This window comes from Streptomyces sp. NPDC006655, assembly GCF_040703965.1.
Taxonomy (GTDB): domain Bacteria; phylum Actinomycetota; class Actinomycetes; order Streptomycetales; family Streptomycetaceae; genus Streptomyces.
Genome location: NZ_JBEYJU010000024.1, coordinates 15945 through 27533, shown reverse-complemented (window position 1 = coordinate 27533; position 11589 = coordinate 15945). Strand labels below are relative to the sequence as shown.

The 11589-nt window shown below is 70.4% G+C and carries 10 protein-coding genes; 9 read left to right on the top strand and 1 reads right to left on the bottom strand.

Annotated elements, in window-relative coordinates; translation table 11 throughout:
- Nucleotides 1-95 precede the first annotated feature (95 nt).
- On the bottom strand, nt 96-1256 hold the full coding sequence (rhaI, locus tag AB0958_RS16325; RefSeq protein WP_366891099.1) for an L-rhamnose isomerase: 1161 nt from the start codon (nt 1254-1256) through the stop codon (nt 96-98).
- Between the two features lie 260 nt (nt 1257-1516).
- Here rhaI and AB0958_RS16320 point away from each other — a divergent pair, with 260 nt between their 5' ends.
- From AB0958_RS16320 to sigJ, 9 genes are all read left to right on the top strand, one after another.
- On the top strand, nt 1517-3034 hold the full coding sequence (locus tag AB0958_RS16320; protein WP_366891098.1) for a sugar ABC transporter ATP-binding protein: 1518 nt from the start codon (nt 1517-1519) through the stop codon (nt 3032-3034).
- Nucleotides 3031-4104, top strand: a complete 1074-nt coding sequence (locus AB0958_RS16315) for an ABC transporter permease (protein ID WP_366891097.1) — start codon at nt 3031-3033, stop codon at nt 4102-4104. The genes AB0958_RS16320 and AB0958_RS16315 overlap by 4 nt, the downstream gene beginning before the upstream one ends.
- Nucleotides 4097-5074, top strand: coding sequence for an ABC transporter permease (locus AB0958_RS16310; RefSeq protein WP_366891096.1), 978 nt, complete (start codon nt 4097-4099; stop codon nt 5072-5074). The genes AB0958_RS16315 and AB0958_RS16310 overlap by 8 nt, the downstream gene beginning before the upstream one ends.
- A 120-nt stretch (nt 5075-5194) precedes the next feature.
- Nucleotides 5195-6277: a rhamnose ABC transporter substrate-binding protein gene (rhaS, locus tag AB0958_RS16305; RefSeq protein WP_366891095.1), complete on the top strand. Its 1083-nt coding sequence runs from the start codon at nt 5195-5197 to the stop codon at nt 6275-6277.
- A gap of 17 nt (nt 6278-6294) precedes the next feature.
- The gene (locus AB0958_RS16300; RefSeq protein ID WP_366891094.1) at nt 6295-6615 is read left to right on the top strand and encodes an L-rhamnose mutarotase; all 321 of its coding nucleotides are present in this window, start codon (nt 6295-6297) and stop codon (nt 6613-6615) included.
- Between the two features lie 28 nt (nt 6616-6643).
- A complete protein-coding gene (locus AB0958_RS16295) occupies nt 6644-8068 on the top strand; it encodes a BNR repeat-containing protein (protein ID WP_366891093.1) in 1425 nt (474 codons plus the stop codon).
- Between the two features lie 111 nt (nt 8069-8179).
- Complete coding sequence (locus AB0958_RS16290) at nt 8180-9205, top strand: LacI family DNA-binding transcriptional regulator (RefSeq protein ID WP_366891092.1); 1026 nt, start codon at nt 8180-8182, stop codon at nt 9203-9205.
- Nucleotides 9206-9302: 97 nt separating this feature from the next.
- Nucleotides 9303-10604 carry an alpha/beta fold hydrolase gene (locus AB0958_RS16285; protein WP_366891091.1) on the top strand — a complete coding sequence of 434 codons (1302 nt, stop codon included), beginning with the start codon at nt 9303-9305 and terminating at the stop codon, nt 10602-10604.
- A gap of 79 nt (nt 10605-10683) precedes the next feature.
- A complete protein-coding gene (sigJ, locus tag AB0958_RS16280; protein ID WP_366891090.1) occupies nt 10684-11580 on the top strand; it encodes an RNA polymerase sigma factor SigJ in 897 nt (298 codons plus the stop codon).
- Nucleotides 11581-11589: the final 9 nt, after the last annotated feature.

The following is an 11589-nucleotide window of genomic DNA, read 5'->3' as shown; positions in this document are numbered from 1 at the left end:
GCGCGGGGCTCTATTCGATATGCGGCTACCGCCGCGCGGGCGCGACCAGCCACACCCGGCCCGCAGCCCGCGACGAAACAGATCAAGGCAGACGCTTACGCACCCCACCCCGCCTGCTCCCCGCCCACCCGCTCCGCGACGATCTTCTCGGCCCACCCCGACCGCCGGTACGCCGCGATCGGATCGGCGTCCAGCCCCATCTCCTCCCGTACCTCGGCCAGCAACGGCCGCACGTCCGTGTTGTAGGCGTCCATCAGCACCGCGTTCGCCTCCAGCACGTCCCCGGCCCGCTGGGCCGCGGCCAGCGCGTCACGGTCGACGAGCAGCGCCTTGGCGGTGGCCTCCTGCACGTTCATCACGGACCGGATGATCGCCGGGATCTTCGCCTCGATGTTGTGGCACTGGTCGAGCATGAAGGCCACGTCGGGAGTGAAGCCGCCGCCCCGGATCACCTCGTACATGATCCGGAACAGCTGGAACGGATCCGCGGCCCCGACCATGAGGTCGTCGTCCGCGTAGAACCGGGAGTTGAAGTCGAACCCGCCGAGTTTCCCCTCGCGCAGCAGCGTGGCGACGATGAACTCGATGTTGGTGCCCGGCGCATGGTGGCCCGTGTCCACCACGACCTGCGCCTTCGGGCCGAGCTTCAGACAGTGGGCGTAGGCCGTCCCCCAGTCCGGCACGTCGGTGGTGTAGAACGACGGCTCGAAGAATTTGTACTCCAGCAGCATCCGCTGCCCCTCGCCGAGGCGCTCGTACACCTCGGCCAGCCCCTCCGCGAGCCGGTCCTGCCGTCCCCGGATGTCGTCCTGCCCGGGGTAGTTCGTCCCGTCCGCGAACCAGAGCTTCAGGTCGCCGGACCCCGTCGCGTCCATGATGTCGACGCACTCCAGCAGATGGTCCACGGCCTTCCTGCGCACCGCCGCGTCCGGGTGGCAGATGCTGCCCAGCCGGTAGTCGTCGTCCTGGAAGGTGTTGGAGTTGATCGCGCCCAGCTTCACCCCCCGCTTCTCGGCGTGCTCGGCCAGGTCGGCATAGTCGTCCACCTTGTCCCACGGGATGTGCAGCGCCACCGTCGGCGCCACCCCCGTCACCGCGTGGACCTGCGCCGCGTCGTCCAGCTTCTCCTTCGGAGAGCGCGGCACGCCCTCCTGGGCGAACACCTTGAAGCGGGTCCCCGAGTTTCCGTACGCCCACGACGGCGTCTCGACGGCCTGGGTCTTCAGCGCGGCCTTCACCGCGGCGGAGTCGGTCACTTCGGGGCTCCCGTGGGGTGTGAATGATGAAACGATTCAGAACGGCAAAGTATGAGGCCCGTGCGGGGGTGTCAAGCGATCCGACCGACCCCGTTCTCCGTGACTTCGCCGTGACCTTCGACTATCGAAATTTTTTCGACACGGACCCATTGACGTGACATGCCCGTGGTGCCTACGGTCCGGGCAATCCAGTTGAAACCTTTCACGACGCCGTGGGGTGGGTCGGAGCACCTTCCGCCCGGTGTCGTCGAGGAGCCTCCATGACCCACCCGTCCGACACGGGACCGGCCCCGGTGCTGGCGCTGAAGGACGTCTCCAAGTCCTTCGGCGCCGTCCGCGCCCTGCGGGACGTCTCCCTGGAGCTGTTCCCCGGCGAGGTGCACGCCCTCGCCGGAGAGAACGGCGCGGGCAAGTCGACGCTGATCAAGACCCTCGCCGGAGTGCACCGGCCGGACGCCGGCCAGGTGCTGCTCGACGGCGAGCCCGTCGTCTTCCACGGCCCCGGCGACGCCCGCGACGCCGGAATCGCCGTGATCTACCAGGAGCCCACGCTCTTCCCCGACCTGTCGATCGCCGAGAACATCTTCATGGGCCGGCAGCCCCGGCGCGCGCTCGGCAGGATCGACCACAAGGCCACCCGCGCGGCCACCGCCGCCCTGATGAAGCGGCTCGGCGTCGCCCTCGACCCCGACCGCCCCGCCCGCGGCCTGTCCATCGCGGACCAGCAGATCGTGGAGATCGCCAAGGCGCTCTCCTTCGACGCCCGGGTCCTGATCATGGACGAGCCGACCGCGGCCCTGACCGGCAGCGAGGTGGCCCGTCTCTTCGGGGTCGTCCGGGCGCTGCGCGAGCAGGGCGCCGCCGTGCTGTTCATCTCGCACCGCCTGGAGGAGATCTTCCAGATCTGCCGACGGGTCACCACCCTCCGGGACGGTGCCTGGATCGCCAGCGAGCCGGTCGACGGCATGACCGAGGACGACCTCGTACGCCGGATGGTCGGCCGCGACCTGGACGAGCTGTACCCCAAGCAGGACGTCACCCCCGGCGAGGTCGCGCTCAGCGTACGGCGGCTGACCCGTGAGGGCGTCTTCACCGACGTCTCCTTCGAGGTGCGCTCCGGTGAGATCGTCGGACTGGCCGGACTGGTCGGCGCCGGGCGGACCGAGGTCGCCCGGGCCGTGTTCGGCGTCGACCGGTGGGACGCCGGCGAGGTCGAGGTCAGAGGACGGAAGCTGACCAGCGGCGCGCCGTCCGTCGCGATGTCCGCGGGCCTCGCCCTGGTCCCCGAGGACCGGCGCGCCCAGGGCCTGGTGATGGACATGTCCATCGAGCGGAACATCGGCCTGACCGGACTGCGTACGAGCGTGAAGGCGGGCCTCGTCGACCGCGGCGCCGAACGCAGCCGTTCCCTCGACTGGGCGGTGAAGCTCCAGGTGAAGTACGCCCGGATCGCCGACGCCGTCTCCACCCTGTCCGGCGGCAACCAGCAGAAGGTCGTCCTCGCCAAATGGCTGGCGACCGGTCCCAAGGTGCTGATCGTGGACGAGCCCACCCGAGGCATCGACGTCGGCACCAAGGCCGAGGTGCACCGGCTGCTCAGCGAGCTGGCCGCCGACGGGGTCGCCGTGCTGATGATCTCCTCCGACCTGCCCGAGATCCTCGGCATGGCCGACCGCGTGCTGGTGATGCACGAGGGCCGGATCACCGCCGAGATCCCCCGCTCCGACGCCACCGAGGAAACCGTGATGGCCGCAGCCACCGGGAGGGCGGCCGCATGACCGCCACCGCCTCCGAACACACCCCCGTCGCCGAGGCGCCCGGGTCCAGCGGGACCCGGCTCGTCGACCGCGTGTTCAAGATGCGCGAACTCGCCATCCTGGTCGTCTTCCTGGTGATGATCGCCGTCACCCAGGCCGGCAACAGCGAGTTCCTCTCCGAGCAGGGCATCAAGGACCTGCTGCTCAACGCGACCATCCTGGTGCTGGTCGCCACCGGGCAGTCCCTGGTGGTGATCACCAGGAACGTGGACCTGTCCGTCGGCTCCACCCTCGGCATCACCGCCTTCGCCGCCGGCGACCACCTGCACGCCGGCGGCAGTCCGGTCGTCGCGATCGCGCTGGCCGTACTGCTCGGCATCGGCTGCGGGCTGCTCAACGGCACCCTGGTCAGCTTCGGCCAGGTCCCCGCCCTCGTCGTCACCCTCGGCACCCTCTACATCATCCGGGGCGTCGACTCCATCTGGGTGGGCTCCCGGCAGATCACCGCGGCCGACCTGCCCGGCGGCTTCAACGACTTCGGCTCCGGCGGGCTGTCCGCGATCCCCTGGCTGGCCCTGATCGCTCTCGCGGTCCTGGTCGCCACCGCCTACTACCTCAAGCACTTCGGCAGCGGCCGGGAGCTGTACGCCCTCGGCTCCAACCCCGAAGCGGCCCGCCTCGCCGGCATCCCGGTACGCAAGCGGATCATCGCCGCCTACACCGTCTGCGGCGCCCTCACCGGTCTCGCCGGGGCGATGTATCTGGCCCGGTTCGGAAACGTCGACTCCAGCACCGGCAACGGCTACGAACTCACCGTCGTCAGCGCCGTCGTCGTCGGTGGCGTCGTCTTCACCGGCGGCTCCGGAAGCGTCTACGGCGCCGCCCTCGGCGCGCTCCTGCTCACCTCCATCAACAGCGTCCTGCCCGCCCTCGGCGTCAGCTCGGTATGGGTCCTCGCCATCAACGGCCTGCTTCTGCTGCTCGCCATCGCCGTGGACCGGATCGTCGCGCTGCGGGTGGCGGCGGCGCTGAAGAAGAAGTCGGCCCTGAAGCGGACCGCGACCAGCAAGGAGAACACCAGCCATGCCTGAGTCCCCGACGCGCGCGGTCCGCTGGGACACCGTCGTCGGCGCGCTGCTGATCCTCCTGCTGCTGTTCTCCTTCGGCTTCGTGGACGGCTTCGGGAACTCCCTGAACCTGTCCTTCCTGATCGGCAACACGCTGCCGATCGCACTGATCGCCCTGCCGATGACCCTGCTGGTGGTCGCGGGGGAGATCGACCTCTCGGTCGCCTCGACCGCCGGCCTGTCGGGGGCGGTCATGGGCAAGCTCTGGAACGAGGGCATGGCGATCGAGACGATCATCCCGCTCTGCCTGCTGCTGGGGGTGGTCTGCGGGCTGGTCAACGGACTGCTGGTGACCCGGCTCGGCCTGCCGTCGCTGGCCGTCACCATCGGCACGCTCGCGGCCTACCGGGGCATCGCCCAGATCGTGCTCGGCTCCGACGCGGTGACCGACTTCCCGACGCAGTACCTGAACTTCGCGGCGGGCCGGCTCGGTGACACCTTCCTGCCGCAGGCCTTCCTCCCGTTCCTGGTGCTGCTGGTGATCGCCGTGGTGACACTGCACGCCACGCCGTTCGGACGGTCGTTGTTCGCCGTCGGGGCCAGCGAGGAGGCGGCCCGGTTCGCCGGGATCCGCGTGAAGCGCAACAAGCTGATCCTGTTCGTCGCCACGGGCTTCATGGCCTCGCTCACCGGGATCTTCTGGGCCCTGCACTACGCCAGTGCGCGGTACGACAACGCGACCGGGCTCGAACTGAGCGTGATCGCAGCGGTGCTGCTCGGAGGCATCGACTTCGACGGGGGCAAGGGGACGCTCGGCGGCGCGATCGCGGGGGTGTTCCTGCTGGGGGCGCTCCAGAACGTGATGAGCCTGGTGAACGTGTCCGCGCAGTCGCAGATCGTCGTGACCGGTGTGTTGCTCGTCGTCTCGGTGCTCGGGCCTCGCGTGGCCCGCCAGGTTTCGTTGGCTCGGCAGAGGGCCGCCAAGGCCGTCTGAACACTGCCGGCCGTCCGTGGCTGGTCGCGCAGTTCCTCCCCCAGCCTTCGGCCGGGGGTACCCCCAGCGCCCCCAAGAAAAGGGCGCTTCCACAGCCGTTACTCAAAAAAGGAACCCGTCATGCGCAAGTCCTCCCTCCGGCGTGCCGCTGTGGCCCTCGCCGCCGTGTCCTCCCTCGCCCTCGCCGCCACCGCCTGCGGCGGTACCACCAAGAACAACTCCGGCGGTGACGAGTCGGCGGCGGCCGGCTCCACCGCCAAGGCCGACCCGAACGCCGCGCTCAAGAAGGGGCTCACCGTCGGATTCCTGCCCAAGCAGGTCAACAACCCCTACTTCACCTCCGCCGACAAGGGCGGCGAGAAGGCGCTCACCGAGCTGGGCAACAAGTACAAGGAGGTCGGCCCGTCCAGCGCCACCGACACCTCCGGGCAGGTGTCGTACGTCAACACCCTCACCCAGCAGCAGGTGAACGCGATGGCCGTGTCGGCGCAGGACCCGGGTGCCCTGTGCACCGCGCTCAAGCAGGCCATGAGCAACGGCATCAAGGTCGTCACCTACGACTCCGACACCAACGTCGGCTGCCGCAACGCCTTCGTCTCGCAGGCCGGCGCCGAGGACCTGGGCCGTACCGAGGTGCAGCTGCTCGCCCAGCAGATCGGCTACAAGGGCGAGATCGCGATCCTGTCCGCCGCGCAGACCGCCACGAACCAGAACACCTGGATCGGGTTCATGAAGGACGAGCTGAAGGACCCCAAGTACAAGAACGTCAAGCTCGTCAAGATCGCCTACGGCAACGACGACGCCCAGGCCTCCTTCCAGCAGACCCAGGGCCTGCTCCAGCAGTACCCGAACCTGAAGGGGATCATCTCCCCGACCACCGTCGGCATCAAGGCCGCCGCCCAGTACCTGTCCGGCTCCAAGTACAAGGGCAAGGTCAAGCTGACCGGTCTGGGCACGCCCGACGACATGCGCCAGTACGTCAAGAACGGCACCGTCGACGCCTTCGAGCTGTGGGACCCGGCCAAGCTCGGCGACCTCGCCGCCCGTACCGCCGTCGCGCTCGCCTCCGGGCAGATCACCGGCAAGGAGGGCGAGACCTTCAAGGCCGGCGACACCACGTACACCATCGGCAAGGACGGCGTGATCAACCTCGGCAAGCCCACCGTGTTCGACGCCAAGAACATCGACCAGTTCAACTTCTAGAGCAGGAGCGGTACTTCATGCAGCGCGTCTGTTTCCTCCTCAAGGTCCGGCAGGACCGCATCGCCGAGTACCGCGAACGCCACGCCGCCGTGTGGCCGGAGATGCGTGAGGCGCTCTCCGCCACCGGCTGGCACAACTACTCGCTCTTCCTGCGCGACGACGGCCTGCTCGTGGGCTACCTGGAGACCGAGGACTTCGAGGCCGCCGTCGCCGGCATGGAGGCCACCGAGGTCAACGCCCGCTGGCAGGCCGAGATGGGCCCCTTCTTCGAGTCCCTCGACGGCGCCCGCCCCGACGAGGCGATGAAACCGCTCACCGAAGTGTTCCACCTCGCCTGACGCCCGTCCGTCCCCTCAGGAGCCGCTCGTGAAAAGACGTACCGTGCTCGGTGCCACCCTCCTCGGTGCCGTGGCCGCCCCCGCCCTCGCCGCCGGCACGGCCCGCGCGGCCGGCCCCGGACCGTCGGTGCACAAGAAGCAGAGCACACTGCTCGACGCCCGGGCGATCTTCTTCGTCTCCTACGACGGGCTGGTCAACAACAACTCCTTCCAGAAGAACGGCCTGTTCACCTACAAGGGCCACCAGTACGCCGCCTGGTACACCTCGACCGGCTCCGCGGTGATCGGCCGCCGGGTGCTCGGCGGCTCCTCCTGGGCGACGGTCACCCTCTCCCACCAGCTGAAGTCCAGCGACTCGCACAACGTCATCTCGATGGGCGTCTCGCAGGTCGACGGCCGGCTCCACATCACCATGGACTCCCACAGCGACGGCTTCTTCTACGTGAAGTCGGTCGCCGGGCTGCTCGACGACCCCGGCTCCACGGCGTGGACCCCGGCGGTCTTCGGCGCCGTCCGGACCACCCTCGACGGGGTGCCGCTGACCTCGCAGTTCACCTATCCGCAGTTCATCGCCACACCCGAGGGGAAGCTACAGCTCAGCTACCGGGTGGGGATCTCCGGCAACGGCCGCAACGCCCTCGCGGAGTACGACGGTTCGAGCTGGACCGCGCTGGGGGAATGGAGCAGTTCCACCGGGACCTACACCAGCACGCACGGCTCCAGCACCGCCCGGAACATGTACCTGCACGGCATCGACTACGACGTCGACGGGCGGCTGCACGCCTTCTTCACCTGGCGCGAGCAGTCGGCGGCCGTGATGTGCAACAGCGGCGGCATCACCAACCACGACACCGGCTACGTCTACTCCACCGACCGCGGCCGCACCTGGCGCGACGACGCCGGCACCCTGGTCGCCACCACCGGCACCTCGGACACCGTCGCCGTCACCGACTCCGGTCTGGTCGTCGACCCCCTCGACCCCGACCACTCCCTGATGAACCAGGAGAGCCAGTGGACGGACTCCGCCGGCCTTCCGCACGCGATCATCAGCTACGTCCCCGGCCGCTTCGGGCAGTGCACGACGAACTACGTCGCCGACCGCACCGCCCACGGCCGCGCCTTCCACGTCCGCAAGAACTCCGCCGGCGCCTGGCAGAAGACCGAGATCCCTGTCGCGCTGAACTCCAGCCAGCGCACCAAGCTGGTCCTGGACAGGTACGACAACGCCTACGCCGTCCTCCCCTTCGGCCGGATCGCCGGCGCGTCGAGGTCCTCCGGGTACACCGACTGGGCGCTGCTGTACGACGGGAGCGACCTGAACGCCTTCGGCGAGGTGGTGATCGACGAGCTGCGGGTCACGGCGGACAACGTGCTGTCGTTCATGTACCAGGAGACGTCGAGCGGTACGACCCCCTCGGCGCTCCATGTCGTCGACTTCGCCCTGCCCGTCTGACCGGCTCCGTATGCCAGTCATGTCGTAATGTGAAGCCCTTCCCGGGGCGGACTCGCCGCCCGACTGTGAAGGTCTTCCCGCCGCCCGCGTCTTCCTGGAGGTCTCCGCCCGATGGCCCAGTCGGTGGGTATCAAGGACGTCGCCCGCGCCGCCGGAGTGTCGGTGGGCACGGTCTCCAACGTCATCAACCGCCCGGACACGGTCGCCAGTGAGACGCGGGCACGGGTGCAGTCGGCGATAGACCGGCTCGGCTACGTCCGCAGCGAGTCCGCGCGGCAGCTGCGCGCGGGCCGCAGCCGGATCATGGGGCTGCTCGTCCTCGACATGGGCAACCCCTTCTTCGTGGACGTCGCCCGGGGCGCCGAGCGGGCGGCACGCGACGCCGGACTCGGCGTGATGGTCTGCAACAGCGCGCAGAGCGCAGGTGAGGAGGCCGAGTACCTCGCGCTCTTCGCCGAGCAGCGGGTGCGCGGCGTCCTGCTCACCCCGGCGGACGCCACCGGCCGCAACATCGAGACGTTCCGCCGGCACGGCATCCCCTTCGTGCTGGTCGACCGGGTCGCCGAGGGCACCACCGAGTGCTCGGTCAGCGTCGACGACGTCGCGGGCGGCGCGCTGGCCGTCCGGCACCTCGTGGACGCCGGTCACCGCTCCATCGCGTACGTCAGCGGACCGCCCGGGTTCAACCAGGTGCGCGACCGACGCACCGGCGCGCTGAACGCCCTGGCCGAGGCCGGGCTCAGTCCCGACGCGCTGCGCGAGCTGCCCACCGAGCGGCTCGACGTGGCCGCGGGCCGGGACGCGGGGGCCCGGCTGCTCGGCCTCTCCGACCGGCCCACCGCGGTCTTCTGCGCCAACGACCTGCTCGCCCTCGGCGTCCTCCAGGCGATGTACGCGGCCGGCGTGGTCGTCCCCGACGACCTGGCCATCGTGGGCTACGACGACATCGAGTTCGCCGCGGCCGCCGCCGTCCCCCTCACCTCCGTGCGCCAACCCGCCGTCACCATGGGCGCCATGGCCGCGGACCTCCTCCTGGAGGAGACCGAGGAACACGACGGACCGCGACCCCACGAGCACCGCCGGGTGGTGCTCCAGCCGGAACTCGTGGTCCGCCGCTCCAGCCTCGCGGCCCGCTGATCGGAGATTCAGTAACGATTGCATGATCCCGGGGGCGGGCCACCGCCTGACATGTGCTGAACTGGGACGCGTCCGTCCGACCGTCCCGGGAGAACCGTTGAGCCTCAGCTACCGTCAGCCCGGCGTCGTCCTCACCGACCGCCACTTCACCGTGCCGCTGGACCACGCCGACCCCGGCGGCGAGACCATCGAGCTGTATGCGCGGGAGGCGGTCGCCAGTGACAAGGCGGACCGGGAACTGCCCTGGCTGCTGTACCTCCAGGGTGGACCCGGTTTCGGGGCGAATCGTTTCGTCGGGCGGCAGGCCTGGCTCGACCGGGCCCTGAAGGAGTACCGCGTCCTCCTGCTCGACCAGCGCGGCACCGGCCGCTCCACCCCGGTCAACCGGCAGACCCTCCCGCTGCGCGGCGGCCCGGCCGCCCAGGCCGACCACCTGGCCCGCTTCCGTGCCGACTCGATCGTCCGGGACTGCGAGGCGATCCGCCCGCAGCTCACCGGCGGTGCCCCGTGGACCACCCTGGGCCAGAGCTTCGGCGGCTTCTGCACCCTGACCTACCTGTCGTTCTTCCCCGAGGGGCTCAGTACCTCCGTGATCACCGGCGGTCTGCCCGCCCTCGACGCGCACGCCGACGACGTCTACCGGGCCGCCTACCCGCGCATGGAGCGCAAGGTCACCGCGCACTACGCGCGCTACCCGATGGACGTCGAGCGGGCCCGCCGGATCGCCGAGCACCTCCTCGACCACGAGACGGTGCTGCCGAACGGCTACCGGCTCACCGTCGAGGCCTTCCAGTCCCTCGGCCTGATGCTCGGCATGAGCGACGGCAGCCACCGCCTCCACTTCCTCCTGGAGGACGCCTTCGTCCGCACCCCGGCCGGCGCCGAACTCTCCGACGCCTTCCAGGAGCAGGTCCAGGGCCTCCTGTCGTACGCGAGCAACCCGCTCTACGCCCTCCTGCACGAGCCCCTCTACGGCCAGGACGCGCGCCCCACCGCCTGGGCGGCCGAGCGGGTCCGCGCCGAGTTCCCGCAGTTCGACGCCGCCAAGGCGGTCGCGGACGCCACCCCGGTGCTCTTCACCGGCGAGACCGTGCACCCCTGGGTGTTCGACACCGACCCGTCGCTGCGCCCCCTGAAGGAGGCCGCGGACCTGCTCGCCGCCCGCACCGACTGGCAGCCGCTGTACGACCCGGCCCGTCTCGCCGTGAACGAGGTCCCGGTCGCCGCCGCGGTCTACCACGACGACCTGTACGTCGACGCCGGGCACTCGCTGCGGACCGCCCGCGCCGTCCGGGGGCTGCGCACCTGGGTCACCGACGAGTTCGAGCACGACGGACTGCGCACCGGAGCGCCGCGGGTACTGGACCGGCTGCTGGCCCTGGCGCGCGACGAGGCGTGAAACACGCGTCCGAAGGGGCGCGGGTGACCGCGCGAGGAGCCAGGATGGACCGATCGGCCGACAGGGGAGGCACCGGGACATGACCACGGACACGGAACGACTCGCCGAGCGCTTCGAGGAGCACCGCGACCACCTGCGCGCGGTGGCCTACCGGATGCTCGGCTCGCTCGCCGAGGCCGAGGACGCGGTCCAGGAGGCGTGGTTCCGGCTCGGACGCACCGACACGGACGAGATCCGGAACCTGGGCGGCTGGCTGACCACGGTGGTCGGCCGGGTCTGCCTCGACCTGCTGCGCTCCCGCACCGCGCGCCGCGAGCAGCCCATGGACGACACCTTCGTCCCGGACCCGGTGATCAGGCCGCTGACGAGCGTCGACCCCGAACAGGAGGTGCTCCGGGCCGACTCGGTGGGGCTCGCGCTGCTGATCGTCCTGGAGACGCTGGAGCCCGCCGAGCGCCTGACGTTCGTCCTGCACGACATGTTCGCGGTGCCCTTCGACGACATCGCGCCGATCGTGGAACGCACCCCGGCGGCGACCCGGCAGCTGGCCAGCCGGGCCCGCCGCCGGGTGCAGGGCGCCGCCCCGTCGGCCGACCCCGACCTGGGCCGGCAGCGTCAGGTCCTGGAGGCCTTCCTGGCCGCCTCCCGCGGCGGTGACTTCGAGGCACTGGTCGCCCTGCTCCACCCGGACGTGGTGCTGCGCGTCGACTCGGGTGCCCTGGTGCGCGGCGCGGCCGCCTCCAAGGTGGTGCGCGGGGCCCAGCCGGTGGCCGAAGGGGCCTTCACCTTCCGGCGGTTCGCCGGCACCGCCCGGCTCGCCCTGGTCAACGGCACGGTGGGCCTGGTCAACGCGCCGGAGGGCGGCCCGCGGTCGGTCATGGCGGTCACCGTCGAGGACGGCCGGATCACCGGGATGTACATCCTCGCCGACCCCGAGCGGCTGGACCGCCTGGAGCTCACCGGCAAGGAGGACTGACGGACGCCT